The sequence below is a fragment of the Pseudoalteromonas sp. A22 genome (genome assembly GCF_018141345.1).
Lineage (GTDB): Bacteria > Pseudomonadota > Gammaproteobacteria > Enterobacterales > Alteromonadaceae > Pseudoalteromonas > Pseudoalteromonas maricaloris.
In genome coordinates this window covers 4,057,783-4,075,809 of record NZ_CP047238.1, presented here as the reverse complement: position 1 = coordinate 4,075,809, position 18,027 = coordinate 4,057,783, and the positions used below count along the sequence as shown (strand labels likewise).

The following is an 18,027-nucleotide window of genomic DNA, read 5'->3' as shown; positions in this document are numbered from 1 at the left end:
AACCAATTGACTAATCCGTGAATGCGGTGCTTTATTTTGCGCCGCTATTTCTTCACCGATATGCTGCAATATTGCGAGAATACTAAGAACTTTGATGGAAAAATAGCCACTCTTGTACAGGCTTTAATTTAAGCCTTCCTCCCTAACAAATTTTGACCTATTTGGCGTCCAAAAAACGTCACATTTCGCCTCGTCAAGTTGCAAATTAAGCAGAAACAAGTATAATTTCGCCAGTTTTCATACCCTGATAAAATTTAACGTCATTAAGGTTAATATAAAGTGACTCATTCGTTAGCCCGCCCATACAGGCGAGCCGCATTACAAGGTGTTTTGATTCAGGGTATCGTAGCATTAGTCGCTGCAGTAATCGTTTTTATAGGTTGGGGAGTACAAGCCGGAGTTTCAGCATTAGCTGGCGGCGCTGTGTTGGTACTCCCTAATTTTGTATTTGCTGCTTACGCCTTTCGATTTATGGGTGCAAGCAAAGCAAATCAAGTATATTCCTCGATAAAACGAGGAAATGGATTAAAATTTTTGCTAACTGTTGTGCTCTTTGCACTGATTTTTAAGCATTTTTCAGTAATGATGCTGCCTTTCTTTGGCGCGTATATGCTCGTGATGCTGACACAATGGTTGGTCCTGATTTTTTTTAATCATTAACTTTTGGGATAAAACATGGCTGCAGAAGAAGTTACTCTATCAAGCCATATTCAGCACCACTTGACCAATGCCAAGATGTGCTCGACCGATGCCGGTCTTGCCTTCAACAAAGCATGTGCGGATAGTGGTTTCTGGACATGGCATGTAGATACCCTCGCATGGTCAATCGGTTTAGGTCTGATATTTTTATGGATCTTCCGAAGTGCCGCTAAAAAATCCACTATAGGTGTTCCTGGTAAATTCCAGTGCTTTATCGAGATGGTTGTTGAGTTCGTTGGTGCCAACGTACGTGACACTTATCATGGTAATAGCAAGTTAGTTGCACCTTTAGCCCTAACGGTCTTCGTTTGGGTATTCCTAATGAACTTGATGGATTTGATTCCAGTTGACTTCCTACCTGCATTCGCTGGCTTTGTTGGTGAACAAGCATTTGGTATGGATTCACACGATGTGTACATGAAGATTGTACCTACAACAGACTTAAACATGACAGCTGCACTGGCGCTAGGTGTGTTTATTCTGATGATCGGTTATTCAATTAAAATCAAAGGCATCGGTGGCTTTATTGCAGAATTAACATTGCACCCATTTAGCTCTAAAAACAAACTAATGATGGCAGTGTTGATCCCGTTTAACTTACTACTTGAAACAATCGCATTGGTTGCTAAGCCGTTCTCGCTAGCACTACGTTTGTTCGGTAACTTATACGCAGGTGAGATGATCTTCATCCTTATCGGTGCAATTGGTTTGATGCAGTTACCACTGCACTTCGTGTGGGCAGTATTCCACATTATGGTAATCGTTCTTCAAGCATTCGTATTTATGATGCTGACTATCGTTTACCTCAGTATGGCTAGTACAAAAAGTCACTAATCAGCTGAATAATAAAGATTTTTACAACTTAAATTTAAACTTAAACTTTAATTTACTATTAAAACTTTGGAGATAAAAATGGAAATCGCAGTTGCTATTAAACTTATCGCTGTTGCACTACTAATCGGTTTTGGTGCTATCGGTACTGCACTAGGCTTCGGTAACATGGGTGGTAAGTTCCTAGAAGCATGTGCTCGTCAACCTGAGCTTGCGCCTTCACTACAAGTTAAAATGTTCATCCTAGCTGGTCTTATCGATGCCGTTGCAATGATCGGTGTAGGTATCGCTATGTACATGTTGTTCGCTCTTTAATATTGCAAAATACCTGAAACGAACAACTGTCAAGTAAGGAGGAGCGGTCGTGAACTTAAACGCCACTCTAATAGGTGAATTAATCGCATTTGTGGTCTTCGTATGGTTCTGTATGAAGTTCGTATGGCCACCACTAAATGGTGCGATTGAAGCTCGCCAGAAGAAAATTGAAGATGGTTTAGCGGCATCTGATGAAGCTGAGAAAGAACTTGAGCGCGTACGTGCACAAGGTGCTGAACAGCTGAAAGAAGCGAAAGCACAAGCGGCTGAAATCATCGAACAAGCTAAGAAGCGTGCTGCGCTGATTGTTGACGAAGAGACTACTCGTGGTCAGCAAGAGCGTGAAAAAATCATTGCTCAGGGACACTCTGAAATTGAGTCTGAGCGCAACCGTGTGAAAGAAGAGCTGCGTTCACAAGTCGCTGCACTTTCTATCGCAGGCGCTGAGAAGATTTTAGAGCGTGAAATCAATCAAGCCACACACAGTGACATCGTTGAAAAACTTGTCGCTGAGCTTTAAGTAGGAGGGTATGAGCATGTCTGAATTGACTACTATCGCTCGCCCATATGCTAAAGCGGCTTTTGAACTTGCCGTTGAAAAAGGCACAGTTGAAGCTTGGAATGAAATGCTGTTCTTCGCTGGTCAAGTTACCAGCGACGAGCAGGTTCAGGCGCTACTTGGTAGCATCGCTACTGAATCACAGCAGTCTGAAATCATTATCAAGTTATGTGCTGAGCAACTCAACGAACAAGGTCAAAATCTTATCAAGCTGATGGCCGAAAATGAGCGTTTAGCCGCCATTCCAGCTGTTGCAGAATTGTTTGCTGAACTAAAAGCAGACTATGACAAAGAAATCGAAGTAGATGTGGTTTCAGCAACAGTGCTTGCAGATGATACGCAAGCAAAATTGGTCGCGGCACTTGAGAAACGTTTCGCACGCAAAGTTAAGCTGAATTGTAGCATCGACGAAGCCATTGTAAGTGGCCTAGTGATTAAAGCCGGTGACACCGTAATCGACGGTTCTGTTCGCGGCAAGTTAGATCGTCTTGCGACGTCGCTACAATCGTAATTGGGAAAAAGAGCATGCAACTTAATTCCACAGAAATTTCTGCACTGATCAAGCAACGCATTGAGCAGTTTGAAGTTGTAAGTGAAGCGCGTAACGAAGGTACTATCGTATCTGTTACCGACGGTATCATCCGCATCCACGGTCTTGCTGACTGTATGCAGGGTGAGATGATCGAGCTTCCTGGCAACCGTTATGCTATCGCACTAAACCTTGAGCGTGACTCAGTAGGTGCTGTAGTAATGGGTCCATACGCTGACCTTAAAGAAGGCGTAAAAGTTAAATCAACTGGTCGTATCCTTGAAGTACCAGTAGGCCGTGGTCTACTAGGTCGTGTTGTTAACACGCTAGGTGAGCCAATCGACGGTAAAGGCGCTGTTGATAACGATGGTTTTGAACCAGTTGAAAAAATCGCACCTGGCGTAATCGAGCGTCAATCAGTAGATGAGCCAGTACAAACTGGTTATAAGTCTATCGATGCGATGATCCCAGTTGGTCGTGGTCAGCGTGAGCTTGTGATCGGTGACCGTCAGACTGGTAAAACAGCACTAGCGATCGATGCTATCATCAACCAAAAAGACACAGGCGTTAAGTGTGTGTACGTAGCGGTTGGTCAAAAAGCGTCAACAATTGCTAACGTAGTACGTAAACTAGAAGAGCACGGTGCACTTGCAAACACTATCGTAGTAGTTGCTTCTGCATCAGAATCTGCAGCGCTACAATTCCTAGCGCCGTTCTCTGGTTGTACTATGGGTGAATACTTCCGTGACCGCGGTGAAGATGCACTAATCGTATATGATGATTTGTCTAAGCAAGCTGTTGCTTACCGTCAAATCTCACTACTACTTAAGCGTCCACCAGGCCGTGAAGCATACCCAGGTGACGTTTTCTATCTTCACTCACGTCTTCTAGAGCGTGCGTCTCGTGTAAACGCTGACTACGTTGAGAAGTTCACTAATGGTGAAGTGAAAGGTAAAACAGGTTCATTGACGGCATTGCCAATCATTGAAACTCAAGGTGGTGACGTTTCTGCATTCGTACCTACCAACGTTATCTCAATCACTGACGGTCAGATCTTCTTAGAAACTGACTTGTTCAACGCAGGTATCCGTCCAGCTGTTAACGCTGGTATCTCGGTATCTCGTGTAGGTGGTGCAGCTCAAACTAAGATTGTTAAGAAACTAGGTGGTGGTATCCGTCTAGCGCTAGCTCAGTACCGTGAACTAGCGGCGTTCTCTCAGTTCGCTTCTGACCTTGATGATGCAACACGTGCACAGCTTGAACACGGTGAGCGTGTAACAGAGCTAATGAAGCAGAAACAGTACGCACCGATGTCTGTTGCTGATATGTCATTATCGCTATTTGCAGTAGAGAAAGGCTTCCTAAAAGATATCGAAATCAACAAGATCCTTGATTTCGAAGCAAGCCTAATCGCATTTGCTAAGAGCGAGTACGCAGAGCTAATGGCTCAAATCAATGAAACTGGTAACTACAACGCCGAGATCGAAGCGCAGCTTAAAGAGCTTCTTGAGAAGTTCAAGTCTACGCAAACTTGGTAATGTGTTATTAAGGTGAGTAGGTTACTACTCACCGAGATTCGGAGAGAGAGTCATGGCCAGCGGAAAAGAGATAAAAAGCAAGATCGGGAGTATCAAGAATACTCAAAAGATCACCAGCGCAATGGAGATGGTTGCCGCTTCTAAAATGAAGAAGGCACAAGAACGCGTAGCGTCTAGTCGTCCATACGCTGAAAACTTACGCAAAGTGATCGGTCGTGTTGCTCAGGCTAATCTTGATTTCCATCACCCGTTCCTTGAAGAACGTGATGTGAAACGAGTTGGTTATATCGTTATCTCTACAGACCGTGGTCTTTGTGGTGGCTTAAACTCAAACGAGTTTAAGCGTGTAGCGAAAGACGTGAAAGCGTGGAAAGAAAAAGGTGTTGAGGCGTCGTTCGCAACACTAGGTAGCAAAGCTGCTGGTTTCTTTAGACGTTTTGGTGGTTCGCTTGAAGCCAAAAAGGCAGGGCTGGGAGATGCACCTTCAATTCAGGACGTAATTGGTCCTGTAAAAGTAATGCTAGATGCATACGAAGAAGGCAAAATTGACCGCTTATTCGTTGTGTACAACAAGTTTGTCAACACAATGAAACAAGAGCCTGTTATCGATCAGTTATTACCTTTGCCAAAAGCTGAAGAAGAAGTATCAGCTCACGCTTGGGATTACTTATATGAGCCAAGCCCAGAGGCGATTTTAGAGACACTAATTGTGCGCTTTATTGAGTCTCAGGTTTACCAAGGCGTAGTTGAGAATGCTGCCTCTGAGCAAGCTGCCCGTATGGTTGCGATGAAAGCCGCAACTGATAACGCAGGTGGCCTGATTGATGAGCTACAGCTGGTATACAACAAGGCACGTCAAGCCGCAATCACACAAGAAATCAGTGAGATTGTGAGCGGTTCGGCTGCCGTGTAACGCTTCGGCAAAGTTTAATAAGAGGAATAGACATGAGTTTAGGTAAGGTCGTCCAAATTATCGGCGCCGTTGTGGACATCGAGTTTCCACAAGACAACGTGCCAGCCGTATATGACGCACTAAAAGTTACAGAAGGCGACTTAGCTGGTTTGACACTAGAAGTGCAACAGCAGCTAGGTGGCGGTGTGGTACGTGGTATCGCACTAGGTAGTACTGACGGTCTACGTCGTGGTACTCCAGTACAAGGTACAGCTGAGCCAATCAAGGTTCCAGTTGGTACAGCAACACTAGGTCGTATCATGAACGTACTTGGTGACGCGATTGACGAAGCGGGTCCTATCGGTGAAGAAGAGCGTTGGTCTATTCACCGTGCAGCACCATCATACGAAGATCAAAGCAACTCTGTTGAGCTTCTAGAGACTGGTATCAAGGTTATCGACCTTGTATGTCCATTCGCTAAAGGTGGTAAAGTTGGTCTATTCGGTGGTGCGGGTGTAGGTAAAACCGTAAACATGATGGAACTTATCCGTAACATCGCAATCGAGCACAGCGGTTACTCAGTATTCGCAGGTGTTGGTGAGCGTACTCGTGAGGGTAATGACTTCTACCATGAGATGAACGACTCAAACGTACTAGACAAAGTATCTCTAGTATATGGTCAGATGAACGAGCCACCGGGTAACCGTTTACGTGTTGCACTAACTGGTCTAACAATGGCTGAGAAGTTCCGTGACGAAGGTCGTGACGTACTATTCTTCGTAGATAACATCTACCGTTATACACTAGCAGGTACTGAAGTATCAGCACTTCTAGGTCGTATGCCTTCAGCAGTAGGTTACCAGCCTACACTAGCTGAAGAAATGGGTGTTCTACAGGAGCGTATCGCATCAACTAAGACAGGTTCAATCACTTCAATCCAAGCGGTATACGTACCTGCGGATGACTTGACTGACCCATCTCCAGCAACAACGTTTGCTCACTTAGATGCGACAGTAGTACTTTCTCGTGATATCGCGTCTCTAGGTATCTACCCTGCGGTAGACCCTCTAGATTCAACTTCACGTCAGCTTGACCCACAAGTTATCGGTCAAGAGCACTACGACACAGCACGTGGCGTTCAGACAGTTCTTCAGCGTTATAAAGAGCTGAAAGACATCATCGCAATTCTAGGTATGGACGAGCTATCTGACGAAGATAAGCAAGTTGTATCTCGTGCACGTAAGATCCAGCGTTTCCTATCTCAGCCGTTCTTCGTTGCTGAGGTATTTACAGGTGCTCCTGGTAAATACGTATCTCTTAAAGACACAATCTCTGGCTTTAAGGGCATCCTAAACGGTGATTACGATGATATGCCTGAGCAGGCATTCTACATGGTTGGCTCAATCGACGAAGCGATCGATAAAGCTAAAAACATGTAATTAGGAGGTTGTTATGGCAATGACAGTACACCTTGATGTAGTAAGTGCAGAGCAGAGCTTGTTCTCTGGCGCTGTGACTACTATCCAAGTGACAGGTAGTGAAGGTGAGCTTGGTATTCATCCAGGTCACGCGCCACTACTGACTGGCCTAAAACCTGGTATGGTACGTTTGGTTAAAGCAGATAGCTCAGAAGAAGTTATCTACGTTGCAGGCGGTACGCTTGAAGTTCAACCACAAACAGTAACTGTTCTAGCGGACGTTGCTATTCGTGCGGAAGAGCTTGACGAGCAAGCTGCTGAAGAAGCTAAACGTGAAGCGCAAGCGCAAATGGCTTCTGGTACTACCGGTGAGTTGGATTATCAACAAGCTGCGGTACAACTAGAAGAAGCCCTTGCTCAACTACGCGTTATTCGCCAGCTGCGCAAATAAGCAACCACCTATCTGGTTATTAAAAACCCACGCATCGCGTGGGTTTTTTTATGAACGATGTATACCACCCAATCAATTTGAAAGTATCAAGCCGACCGACCCAAACGAAGTTCAAGATTTCTCAACGAGGTTGCCTCCTTGGGTTTATTCCAATTCACTTAATTAAGCGAATTGGTATTACTTAGTACATTTAACCTTTCCTACTCTTAGGAGAGCTACAAAATGGCCACCAACCTATTGTGACAGTGTTAATTCTTTATGTTGAAGTTCTTTTTTAGGAATGCTGACGTATCAAATATGCAGGCTTAAGCTGTTTGTCACGATTCATTACTTTTTGTATTTATTGTTATAACTATATGTTTATTAAGCTAATAATTACTTGGTCACACGTTGTGGCGTGAGGTAACAACACTTCACTTCTCGTATCCGCTTTCTACTCTCTAAACTCAACCAAACAAACACAGAGAAAAGTGAAATCAACGGGGATCAAGTTATGAAAATTTTTACGCATCAAGTCGGTGTGTTGTTGCTACTCCTTGTGTCTCAGCACAGCTTGGCGCAGCGTATCGTGACTACCGCTCCGGTTGTCGAAAACAGCCGAGGGATCACGAGTAAGTTGGTTGCAGAGGTTGTTGATTCAGATGCCATCGTACTATCTAGTTACAGCAGCGCGCACGTTCTTAGGATTAAAAAGATTGGAGAGCGAGTAAATGCTGGCGATGTGATTGCACAATTGGATACTCAATTTCTATCGTTGTCGGAGCAAAAAAAGCGCTTTGAGATTCACCAAGCTGAGGCTCAGGTACAGCATCTTAATGTTGAGTTAAAGCGACTCGAAACCTTATCAAAAACTAAAAGTGTTAATCAATCGGAGTTAGATCAGCTTACTTATGAGCTTGCGAGCGCCAAAAACAAGGTATCTGAGCTTGAAGTCAGTCTGACAGAAATCCAAAGACATATTTCGCTTAGTACAATTCGTGCTTCTGAAAGTGGCTTTGTTGCAGAAACCTTCGTACGTAAAGGCGAATTTGTCCAAGAAGGGGATGCGATTGCAAGAGTCAATAATTTTGCTGCGATTGAGCTATCTAGTCAGCTTCCCATTGAACTACTTGATTATATTGATGAGCATGCTGAACTGATCATCGAAAGTGAGCTACAGGTACCGAAGCGCATAGGCACAGCCAAGGTCGCGAGAGTTGTACCTGAAGTAAGTGTAGGGACTGGCGCTGTAAAGCTATTTGTTGAACCGGAACCTGGATTGAAAGATAAGCTAGTATTAGGCTCTAACCTGTCCATACAACTCACAATCACGATACCAAATAGTCTGCTTATCCCTGGTGATGCGCTGATCCCAAGAGGCAAGGATAGTTTTGTTTACAAATTAAAAGCTGATAGTTCAGTAGAAAAAGCCAATGTAAAGGTACTTGCTGGCATTAATGGTGATTATGTCGTGAGTGGTGCGCTATCTGCCGGGGAGGTTGTTGTCACTCGAGGTGGACTAGGTTTGAAATCCGGTGATGTAGTAAAAGTGGATGAAAGGGTAGCTCAATTATGAATAGCAGAATACTGAAAAATCCTCACTATGTGGTGAGTTTTTTTCTCATCATAATCATCTTGGGTATTGCCGCTATACCCAAACTCCCTGTTCAATTACTTCCAGATATTGGTGAAGACCGAATTGTTGTAGGAAACTTCTGGCCGGGCGCATCGCCCATGGAAATGGAGCGTCAGATTGTTGAACCAGTAGAGGAGCTGTTAAGTAAAGTGCCCGGAGTGTTGCGTTATGAAACCGATACTGGGACTGGGTTTGCTTGGGTAAATATGACCTTTCAGCCAGGCACCGATATGCAGGAGGCTTATATTGAAGTTATCGATAAGATGAATCAATTTAATACGCGGCCAAAAACAGCACTAGAACCAATCATTCAAAACAAGTCAAAAGATAATAAAGGTAGCATTGCCGGCCTAGTACTTTTCCCAAATAGTGCAGGGGTTCCGGCTGATCGAGCAAGATACACAGAAGTATTTGAGAAATATGTCAGACCTAGAATCCTAGCGATTCCGGGCATTAGCAGCCTCTCGCCTTTAGCGTCAATTGAACAGCGCATAGATATTATTTTTGACCCTGAAAAGTTGACTAAATACACATTGACGATAGATCAAATGCTAAATATTTTGCGCAATTCTCTAGATCAAAGTGTCGGTATCGTTGAACAAGGCACACGCAACTTTGCGGTACGTTTTGAGGGTCGTCGTGATATCTCAGATCTCAATGGGCTAGTTATCGCTAAGAATGAGCAAAAGGTGGTTACACTCGGTGATGTTGCCTACATCGAAAATGCCTTTGTTACTGATTCATCGCCCGTTTACTGGAAGCGACAGCAAGCTTTTTATGTCAGCGTTAATGCTGCAACAGGGTCAAATGCTTTGGCATCTTTGGCACAGCTAAGAAAAGTGATGACTGAACTCAATACTACAGTACTGCCTGAGCTAGGTGTACAAATGGAATTGACCAAGGATGACTCTAAAACCATCAATAGTGCAGTAAGTATGGTGCAAAATAACCTGATCCTTGGGGTTGTATTATCTACTTTAATTCTATTTTTGTTTGTTAGAAAGCTCCCGGTTATCGCGATGATATTCATCAGTTTACCAATTTCCATTTTGGCCACATTTTTGGCTATGCAGGTTTTGGGTAGAACATTTAATGTGATATCGCTTGCCGGTATTGCTCTGTCGACGGGCATGATTTTGGATGCTGCAATCGTCGTGGTTGAAACTGCAGTGCGATATCGAGAGCAGGGGGAGCGTGTTGTAGATGCGATACGTAAAACGATGGCTGAGGTATCGGGAGCGCTGATAAATTCAGTGGTATCTAGCATCATCGTATTTGCTCCAATACTTTTGATGCAAAGTGCAGAGGGCAAGTTATTCCACGATTTGGCCATCACTATTTCATCGGCTCTAGGCGCTTCTTTGTTTGTTGCTTTACTGCTGTTACCACTGCTTTTACGCTATATTTTGCCTAGCATCAAAGCTCTGGATACGACAGGAGACTTTGTCGATAGAATTTCTGCACGCCTTGCACGTATGGTAGTAAGTTCACGAAACCGAAGTGTGATGCTCCTGTTATTAGTGGTAGTACCAATCGCCGGACTGATATTACTCGCGCCTAAGTTGAACATTCTACCGCAAGTGGAAGGAACGCGCGTTAACGTGTCTGTTAATGTCAACCAAAGTATGAATCATGAAGCGTTAACCAGTGAGTTGTTGATGCCCATAAATCAACTGATTGAAGCTGAGCAGGAACAGCAACAAGGCCCACTTATTGATAAATTTTTGTCATTTGTTTCGGGAAGTTCGTCGGTCCAGTTGGTGCTATATCCCAAAGAACCTGAGCAGGCTGAGCAATTAAAGTCTTGGGCAAAAAACACACTAGAAGCGGCTTTTCCACATGCGAATGTGTATGCCAACTTTAACTCTTTACTTGGTTTTGGTTTGTCTACCAATCGTCGGGTTACTATCGATTTTACCGGTACGTCGCTGGATGATTTGCAATTAATTGGGCGAGAAGTGTATGAGCATCTAAATACCAATATGGGTTATGCCAACCCGTGGAGCAACACACCGCTTTATAATGATGACCCACAAATTATCTTTACTCCAAAAGACAATCAGCTGCTTGAGTTGGGAGAGTCCCAGTATAATTTGTCACAGAAGTTACGTGCTCTGACCGACGGTGTCTATATTGGGGAATATTCTAATGGCACAAAAAACTTACCAATCTATATCAAAGGGGAAGATTGGGATGCCATCAATAATGTAATGGATACACCGTTGTATTTTCCACTTGAAAACAAAGTCACCCTGTTAAGGACCTTAGTTGATTATGAGTTGGATGTCGGGCCAAGTTCTTTATATCGTCTAAATGGCTTTCGTACATTATCAATTAATGTAACGCCACCGCCTAGCGTTCCCTTATCTACTTTTATTGACGATCTCAAAGTTCAAGTGACCCCAATTATTGGGCAACATATGCCACAGTCCGTTTCGGTGTCCTATCGTGGTAGCGCGAGTAAATTAAATGAGCTTATTTCGGATATGCTGCAACAGTTTAGCTTTGCAATGCTAATTCTATTTTTACTTGTATCCGGGTGGTTTAAGTCTTTCCGCAATGGTTTGGCTATTATGCTATCGTTACCTATTGCACTGATTGGCGGGATGTTAGCACTCAATACCGTTAATCTTTTTACCTATCAACCTTTAGATGTTATCTCAATGATGGGGTTCATCATTCTAATAGGACTCGTTATTAATAATGCAATTCTGTTTGTAGGTCATTTTAATGAACTTGATAGTTTGCGCTATACCATAGGCGACAAAATTCAGTTAGCGATTAAATCACGAGCGCGGCCTATATATATGAGTACACTGACGAGTATTTTTGGAATGTTGCCTCTGGCCATTATTCCTGGCGTGGGTTCGGAGATTTATCGTGGCTTGGCCATTGTGATCGTTGGTGGTATGACATTCAGTGCTATATTTTCTCTTTCTGTTATGGCTGCCTTGTTAAGTTTACCCGTTTTCGCCAAATACAAAGAGCGAGAAGCCCACTTCCCACACGCTGAAACGGTTTCATAATATTTATTTACCTAGTTGAACCCCATCAAGGCCACACTTAGTTGTGGCCTTTTTATGTATTGCACATTGTATCTTTTATGAGTTGAAGAGATCTGGTTTTGCTATGAAACGTGTAAAGTTGGAAATCTCATCAAGGCTACACGATGTGTCATATTATGCCCTAATGTATAAGAGCATTTGAGTCTGTGCTGAGCGCTATGACATGAAGTATTAATCGAATATTACACCCAACAATACGCCGCTTATTTAACATTACGATCTGATTTCCGTAAGCTTGGGAGTCATTATTGTGAGTTAACTGGCATTGAAGTATTGTGACATATTTATTTCATGACAGCAGCTTACACACTAAAACTTAGTTAGCAATGTTAACTTATCCTCATATTACAACTATTCAGGTCCCATTTCATCTTCACACTCCTGTGACTATCCGCTATGAATGGCCTAATAAAACAAAAGAGTACTTAGTAATAGATAAAAGATAGCAATATTGATTTTTTACAGACTATTGTTTTTGTTGGTTTTATTTATATTTTTGGTATGTAATCAATTGAAATAATGCGTAGTCATGAATGGTGGGGTGGTAAATAGGCTTTTTACGCTTAAAGTAGATTCATCAAATCGAAGCACGATAATAAAGTAAATGAATGCTCGATATAAATTAAACTCAAAAATTGGAAATAAATATGTTCTCTACATTAAAAAAACTAGCGCTAACAACTCTACTTACTTTAACTACAGTATCTGTAAATGCTTATGAGCAAGATACTAACAGTCAAGATAGTGCAACAGTAACGGATGATTTTGTAGTAACACCTGCATGCCCTAGTTTTCCTAAATGCTGGCCGGCTCTACCTCCAACATCAACGTCACAACACAGCACAAATAAAGAATAAAACGATAGCATCGAAGAGATTGCTTACATCCTATTTCCAATGCTGAAAAAGTGGTAATAGGTGATGCACTCAGTAGTGATAATGTTACTGAATAAGCACTACTAAACAAAAAATATAATTAAAATCAATTAAAAACAAAAATTACACAAGGATATAATATGTTTTCTAAAATAAACTCAACAACAATGAAATCACTTTTTATCGGCACCGTGTTTTTTATTCTGTGGGCGCCAGCAAAGGCTTCTGAGCAACCTTATTACTCGAATGGTGCCAACACCACGGGTACCCCAAATGGTGAGATTATTACCCCAAGTTGCCCAAACTTCCCTAAGTGTTGGCCGGAAGATAACTCAACGGAAGAGTAATAATGACACTCTACCGCCAAGTGGATACTTACATGCGGTAGTTGGATTATTTAAAGTCTCATAGTAAAAGGTTAAGAAAGGCGTTTTAACACCTATGATCGTTCTAGCCCGTTGTCCTCTGCAAAATGATATGTGATGCAGAGGACACTTTATCGTATCGAGTTAAAAATAGACGTTGTAAAGGTCTGTACTCGGTGCTGCTCGTTGCAGTAGCAATAGCTTTTGTTCGCTCGGATGGAGTTGAAATTTTGCGTAGAATGCGTATTTCAGTAGAGAAGCTCGCTCAGACTTGCCTGAATTCAAATCTGTACGAACCAAATCATACTTATAACCATTTGAAACAGAATAATAGACGTATTGAGATGTAAGGTGCCAAGAAATATTAGACGCTAACTCTAGCTTTGCTATCGGTTTACTTTCTTTCATCGTGTCTAATGGTGCTCGATACAATTGGCCATCAGTACGCTGATAATATAGATACTGGCCTTTGGGATCCTCTTTTGCACTGACTACATTAGAAAGCAGTGGTTCTGATTTACCGCTGTTGACATCTTGGCGTATAAGCCAAAACTGATTGCCTTCCTTTCGTGAGAAGTAGATTGAACATCCATCATTGCTCCAGCTCGGATTTTGAATATTTTCTAACTGAGTGGTTAGATAGTGTATTTGTTTGCTATTGATATCTAAGGTAAATAGTTGGCGGTCTAAAATACCGAGTATGGAGTGATGCTTTGGGTGATACTCCAGGTCGCTTATATTGTGATGCTGAGTAAACTCGGTTAATAACTCCATTTTTCCTGATGTTGAATAAGTCACGATTTGTGGAATATTGTCATATTCATAGCGGAACACTATGCTATTTGAGTCTGCCAGATAATCGGGATGTCCCTCTTTACCCGCAAGTGAAAACTCAAATAAGTTGTTGATACTATTGTTAAAGAATGGATTCTTAACTTCAATAATATCACGCACATTTTCTTCTTCCTTACCTACTAACAAGCAATGTTGTCCGCAGGTACTGTAAATTGAAGATAGCCCAAAATCGGTTTGCACTTGAGGGGTGAGCTCATTTTTCTGAGCGTTAAAAAAGAAGATTTCATTATTATTTGAAAGATAAAGGCCTGAACCGCTTTCATCCCAAACGATATTTTGCGGTATAAAGTCAAGTACGGTATTGCTCTGCACTTTTCCAGAGGCCAATTCTAAAATGATCAAGTGTGTCCGTTGATAATTTGAGTATCTTAAAACGCCAAGGCGTGATCCATCCCCTGAAATTGCTGAAAAGTAATCTCCATAAGGATTAAAGTCTGGGTAAGTTACCTGAGTTAGGCGTTTACTGTTAATATCGATCTTAAAGATGGTATTTGGATAATCCGATTGCTTTTTCAGGGAAAAGTACAGCGCACTATCGTCTGGAGCCCAGGATAAATTTGGCTGAGATGTATCATACTTGTAGATCACCTCTTCCTTAGAAACATCCATTGCATCATTTAGCGATAAGATGACTAGTTCTGCATGATTGCCTTTTTGTTTTTGTGCAGCGATTTTCTTTCCATTTTTAGAGAATTTAGCGGAATAATAATTAGCCTCGCCTGAGCTTAACCTTTTAGTAACGTTGGTTGACAAAGATTTAATGTATAAGTTAAAAAAACCCGACACGTCTTTGCGATGAGAATAGACGACCATATCCGACTCTTTGTGGTAATCCGCCCAATCCTCTTCACCTGACATACTGGTGACTGCTTTTATTTGTTGTATTTCCTTTTTAGTAGGTTTCAAAATATAAGCGTAAGCCACATAGCAAGAAATCAATGTTACTATAAGCAATATAAACAAATACTTAGATTGATTCTGGAGAGTTCTTTTAATGTTCTTATTATCAGGGGATTGGATATTTCCAGGGATGTGATCAGCGTCGTTACCTTGTGTGACCGTCTCGATATTTACTTCGGCAATAAGCAGGTAGCCTTTGCTAGGCACGGTTTTTATATAAGTAGGAGACTTTACATCGTCACCTAGCGCATCTCTGAGCTTTTTAACGACTCGGCGAATAGCATTGTCTGAAACGATGCGCCCATCCCAAACATGATCAAGCAGCTCTTTTTGGCTTACATAGTCACCTTGGCGCTTAACTAGGTAGCATAAAAGCTCCATGGTTAAGGGTTCTAGCTTAATTACTCGTTCGGCTTCATCCACGGCATTGTTGTCATACAAGCGTGTTTTTTTGAAATCGATCTGAAATTGACCAACTGTAATTTGTTTATCTTCTAACCAAATTGCCCTGTTAACACTATTACCATTCATGATTATATTGTGTTTATTTAATGTGTTTTTTTGTTACCAACCAATGTAACACATTATAATGGGAAGTGTTTTGTCTTTCTGTACTGATTATTCAATTATCTTGGCTAGTTTAGTTTTGTTCACCGTGTGTCGTGCACAAGGAACAGGTATTGGAAAGCGAAGATGAGCATAGAAAGAAAACATAGCACTATAAAAAAGGCACTTTTATTTAGTGGCCTATCAACTATGGTAGTAACCAGTTGCGCTAGTTATTGGTTATGGGATCGACTGAATTCTGCTCTGCCTTTATTAAATGGTGAAGTTAATCTTCCTCATATTGAAAATGAAGTTGTTATAGACAGAGACAGAAGCGGTGTGCCATCCATTATTGCACAGACAAGAATGGATGTATCTCGAGCAATGGGCTTCTTACATGCTCAAGAGCGCTTTTTTCAAATGGATTACCTGCGTCGAAAGGCGGCTGGTGAACTTAGTGCACTTTTTGGTGAGTCTTTTGTTAGTGCTGACAAGGAAGCTCGGCTACATCAATTCAGAAAGTCTGCGCGACAAGCTTATGAAAGTTTAGATGTTAGACACAAAGCACTACTTGATGCCTATGTTGAAGGCGTAAATGCTGGGCTTGAAAAGCTAGACAATACCCCATTTGAATATACTTTGTTACAGGCATCACCAAATCTTTGGCAAGCGGAGGATTCATTCTTAGTTTCTTTTGCCATGTTTATGGAAATGCAAGGCCATGATTACCGTAATACACTTTATCTAAATAAGTTACGACAAAACTTACCACAGGCACTGGTTGACTTTCTGGTGCCGCTGGGTACTTCTTGGGATCAGCCATTAGATACACAACATCTTGCCGCAATATCTATCCCTAGTGCTGAAGTTTACTCACTAAAAAGTGCTACTGACACTAATCAAGACATTCTGGCGTTGCATGAGCAAGCTGATTCTTTATATACAATGGCGTTACAAGATAGCCCTTCAGTTGCTGGCAGTAATAACTGGGCTGTGTCGGGTGCAAATACAAAATCCGGCAAGGCTTTAGTTGCCAATGATATGCACTTAAACCTCAATGTTCCCAATATTTGGTATCGAGTTGGCTTTTCTTGGCACGAAGCGAATGAAGACCGCAAATTAACCGGTGTTTCCTTACCCGGTCTACCGCTGATGATTGCGGGCAGTAATACACATATTGCCTGGGGTTTCACTAACTCTATGGGAGATTGGTCTGATTTGCTGCGGATCCCTGCAGATAGAGGCCAAGAACTAGTCACACATGTTACACAGCACATTGATGTCAAGGACGCTGAACCTGTGGAATATGTCGTTGATATCACACCTTACGGACCTGTCGTTGAACGTGAACAGAATGGCGATTTATTGGTTTTACGTTGGGTCGCCCATTCATCCTCTGCGGTCAACTTAGGGTTATTGGAGGTTGAGCGTGCATCTAGCGTTGATACCGCGCTGCCTTTATTCAATAACACGCATATGACGCATCTCAATGTAGTGGTGGGTGATGAACAAGGGAATATTGGCTGGACGATGTTGGGGGCATTACCAAAGAGAGCCCATTCAGTATGGGCTCCCATCGACTATGACAATAAAGAATATGACTGGTCAGGGTACTTAACGACAGATAAATATCCGAAACGTGTTAATCCTAAATCGGGTTTTATTTTTACTGCTAATGCACGAGTCGTTTCAGGTGATGAACTAGATATTATTGGTCGCGAAAACTACGCACTTGGCGCGAGAGCGCAGCAAATTCATAACGGTCTCAGAGTGATGCATGAGCCTAGTGAAGCCCAGATGTTGCGTACACAGCTCGATAGTCGCGCAATATTTCTCCAGCGTTGGCAGTATCTGCTGCTGTCTATTATGAATGAAGAGTTCATGGCCAAATATCCTGAATTGGCCGAATACCGAAAAATTGTCAATAACTGGAATGGTAAAGCACTTAAAGACTCCACCGGTTATTTGTTGGTGAGAGCATTCAGAACTCAGGTCGCACGCAGAGTTTTTAGCGGCATTCTGAGTGGAGTTAATGAAAGTAATCCCGACCTAAATGTTTTTGACTACTTCAGCTTAACCAGCCAGTGGGAAGGGCCACTATGGAAGTTAGTCAATGAGCACCCTGACCATCTCTTAAATACACATTTTGAGTCTTGGCAAGCTTTGTATGCCGATGCTCTGACTTTTTTGAATGACCACTTTAATAACACTCATGGTTCGATTGCGAATGCCAAATGGGGTGACTACAACAAAGTTGCTATTTCTCATCCTGTCGCTGGTGCTCTGCCACTCATTGGGAGGTTCTTTAATATCCCAGAATACGGTGCTGACGGAGATATCAACATGCCCCTAGTACAGGAGCAAAGCTTCGGTGCCTCGATGAGAATGGGGGTGACACCAGGTGAAGAGCAAAGTGGATTCTTTCATATGCCTGTAGGTCAAGCGTCCAATCCAATGTCGCCATACTGGATGGCGGGGCATGACGACTGGCAAAAAGGGGTATTCTCGCCATTTTTGCCGCAGGAAACCGTTTACTCGCTCAAGCTACTCCCCGCTGAGTCTAAGGAATAAACC

The 18,027-nt window shown here is 42.4% G+C and carries 14 protein-coding genes; 13 read left to right on the top strand and 1 reads right to left on the bottom strand.

What is annotated here, in order from left to right:
- The first annotated feature begins 279 nt into the window (after window positions 1-279).
- The 12 genes from GSF04_RS23110 to GSF04_RS23055 all read left to right on the top strand — a co-directional run bounded on the left by GSF04_RS23110 (window position 280) and on the right by GSF04_RS23055 (window position 13,134).
- Window positions 280-660, top strand: coding sequence for an ATP synthase subunit I (locus GSF04_RS23110; RefSeq protein ID WP_010604145.1), 381 nt, complete (start codon window positions 280-282; stop codon window positions 658-660).
- Window positions 661-675: 15 nt separating this feature from the next.
- Window positions 676-1,533: a F0F1 ATP synthase subunit A gene (gene atpB, locus GSF04_RS23105; RefSeq protein WP_069021955.1), complete on the top strand. Its 858-nt coding sequence runs from the start codon at window positions 676-678 to the stop codon at window positions 1,531-1,533.
- Window positions 1,534-1,611: 78 nt separating this feature from the next.
- Window positions 1,612-1,845 carry a F0F1 ATP synthase subunit C gene (atpE, locus tag GSF04_RS23100; protein ID WP_010376881.1) on the top strand — a complete coding sequence of 78 codons (234 nt, stop codon included), beginning with the start codon at window positions 1,612-1,614 and terminating at the stop codon, window positions 1,843-1,845.
- Between the two features lie 49 nt (window positions 1,846-1,894).
- Window positions 1,895-2,365, top strand: a complete 471-nt coding sequence (gene atpF / locus GSF04_RS23095) for a F0F1 ATP synthase subunit B (RefSeq protein WP_010376882.1) — start codon at window positions 1,895-1,897, stop codon at window positions 2,363-2,365.
- A 16-nt stretch (window positions 2,366-2,381) separates the two neighbouring features.
- Window positions 2,382-2,915, top strand: coding sequence for a F0F1 ATP synthase subunit delta (gene atpH, locus GSF04_RS23090; protein ID WP_010604141.1), 534 nt, complete (start codon window positions 2,382-2,384; stop codon window positions 2,913-2,915).
- A gap of 14 nt (window positions 2,916-2,929) precedes the next feature.
- Window positions 2,930-4,471 carry a F0F1 ATP synthase subunit alpha gene (gene atpA, locus GSF04_RS23085; RefSeq protein WP_010376884.1) on the top strand — a complete coding sequence of 514 codons (1,542 nt, stop codon included), beginning with the start codon at window positions 2,930-2,932 and terminating at the stop codon, window positions 4,469-4,471.
- Between the two features lie 52 nt (window positions 4,472-4,523).
- The gene (atpG, locus tag GSF04_RS23080; protein ID WP_010604140.1) at window positions 4,524-5,384 is read left to right on the top strand and encodes a F0F1 ATP synthase subunit gamma; all 861 of its coding nucleotides are present in this window, start codon (window positions 4,524-4,526) and stop codon (window positions 5,382-5,384) included.
- Between the two features lie 32 nt (window positions 5,385-5,416).
- A complete protein-coding gene (gene atpD, locus GSF04_RS23075; protein ID WP_017218546.1) occupies window positions 5,417-6,802 on the top strand; it encodes a F0F1 ATP synthase subunit beta in 1,386 nt (461 codons plus the stop codon).
- 13 nt (window positions 6,803-6,815) lie between these two features.
- Window positions 6,816-7,232, top strand: coding sequence for a F0F1 ATP synthase subunit epsilon (locus GSF04_RS23070; RefSeq protein ID WP_010376888.1), 417 nt, complete (start codon window positions 6,816-6,818; stop codon window positions 7,230-7,232).
- Between the two features lie 493 nt (window positions 7,233-7,725).
- Window positions 7,726-8,787 carry an efflux RND transporter periplasmic adaptor subunit gene (locus GSF04_RS23065; protein WP_211858922.1) on the top strand — a complete coding sequence of 354 codons (1,062 nt, stop codon included), beginning with the start codon at window positions 7,726-7,728 and terminating at the stop codon, window positions 8,785-8,787.
- A complete protein-coding gene (locus GSF04_RS23060) occupies window positions 8,784-11,873 on the top strand; it encodes an efflux RND transporter permease subunit (RefSeq protein WP_211858921.1) in 3,090 nt (1,029 codons plus the stop codon). Before GSF04_RS23065 ends, GSF04_RS23060 begins: the two co-directional genes overlap by 4 nt.
- 1,054 nt (window positions 11,874-12,927) lie before the next feature.
- Complete coding sequence (locus GSF04_RS23055; RefSeq protein WP_017218550.1) at window positions 12,928-13,134, top strand: hypothetical protein; 207 nt, start codon at window positions 12,928-12,930, stop codon at window positions 13,132-13,134.
- 162 nt (window positions 13,135-13,296) lie between these two features.
- On the opposite strand, the gene GSF04_RS23050 is transcribed toward GSF04_RS23055, so the two are convergent.
- Entirely contained in the window at window positions 13,297-15,438 is a 2,142-nt protein-coding gene (locus GSF04_RS23050; RefSeq protein WP_211858920.1) for a winged helix-turn-helix domain-containing protein, read from the bottom strand.
- 162 nt (window positions 15,439-15,600) lie between these two features.
- Between GSF04_RS23050 and GSF04_RS23045 the strand changes: the two genes are divergently transcribed.
- A complete protein-coding gene (locus tag GSF04_RS23045; RefSeq protein ID WP_211858919.1) occupies window positions 15,601-18,024 on the top strand; it encodes a penicillin acylase family protein in 2,424 nt (807 codons plus the stop codon).
- The last annotated feature ends 3 nt before the right edge of the window (window positions 18,025-18,027 follow it).

Bases quoted from the DNA above. Each gene is read 5' to 3' on its own strand.
- atpH (WP_010604141.1), top strand. From the start codon at position 2,382: ATGTCTGAATTGACTACTATCGCTCGCCCATATGCTAAAGCGGCTTTT.
- atpG (WP_010604140.1), top strand. From the start codon at position 4,524: ATGGCCAGCGGAAAAGAGATAAAAAGCAAGATCGGGAGTATCAAGAAT.
- atpA (WP_010376884.1), top strand. From the start codon at position 2,930: ATGCAACTTAATTCCACAGAAATTTCTGCACTGATCAAGCAACGCATT.
- atpD (WP_017218546.1), top strand. From the start codon at position 5,417: ATGAGTTTAGGTAAGGTCGTCCAAATTATCGGCGCCGTTGTGGACATC.
- GSF04_RS23070 (WP_010376888.1), top strand. From the start codon at position 6,816: ATGGCAATGACAGTACACCTTGATGTAGTAAGTGCAGAGCAGAGCTTG.
- GSF04_RS23055 (WP_017218550.1), top strand. From the start codon at position 12,928: ATGTTTTCTAAAATAAACTCAACAACAATGAAATCACTTTTTATCGGC.
- GSF04_RS23050 (WP_211858920.1), bottom strand. From the start codon at position 15,438: ATGAATGGTAATAGTGTTAACAGGGCAATTTGGTTAGAAGATAAACAA.
- atpE (WP_010376881.1), top strand. From the start codon at position 1,612: ATGGAAATCGCAGTTGCTATTAAACTTATCGCTGTTGCACTACTAATC.
- atpB (WP_069021955.1), top strand. From the start codon at position 676: ATGGCTGCAGAAGAAGTTACTCTATCAAGCCATATTCAGCACCACTTG.
- GSF04_RS23060 (WP_211858921.1), top strand. From the start codon at position 8,784: ATGAATAGCAGAATACTGAAAAATCCTCACTATGTGGTGAGTTTTTTT.
- GSF04_RS23045 (WP_211858919.1), top strand. From the start codon at position 15,601: ATGAGCATAGAAAGAAAACATAGCACTATAAAAAAGGCACTTTTATTT.
- GSF04_RS23065 (WP_211858922.1), top strand. From the start codon at position 7,726: ATGAAAATTTTTACGCATCAAGTCGGTGTGTTGTTGCTACTCCTTGTG.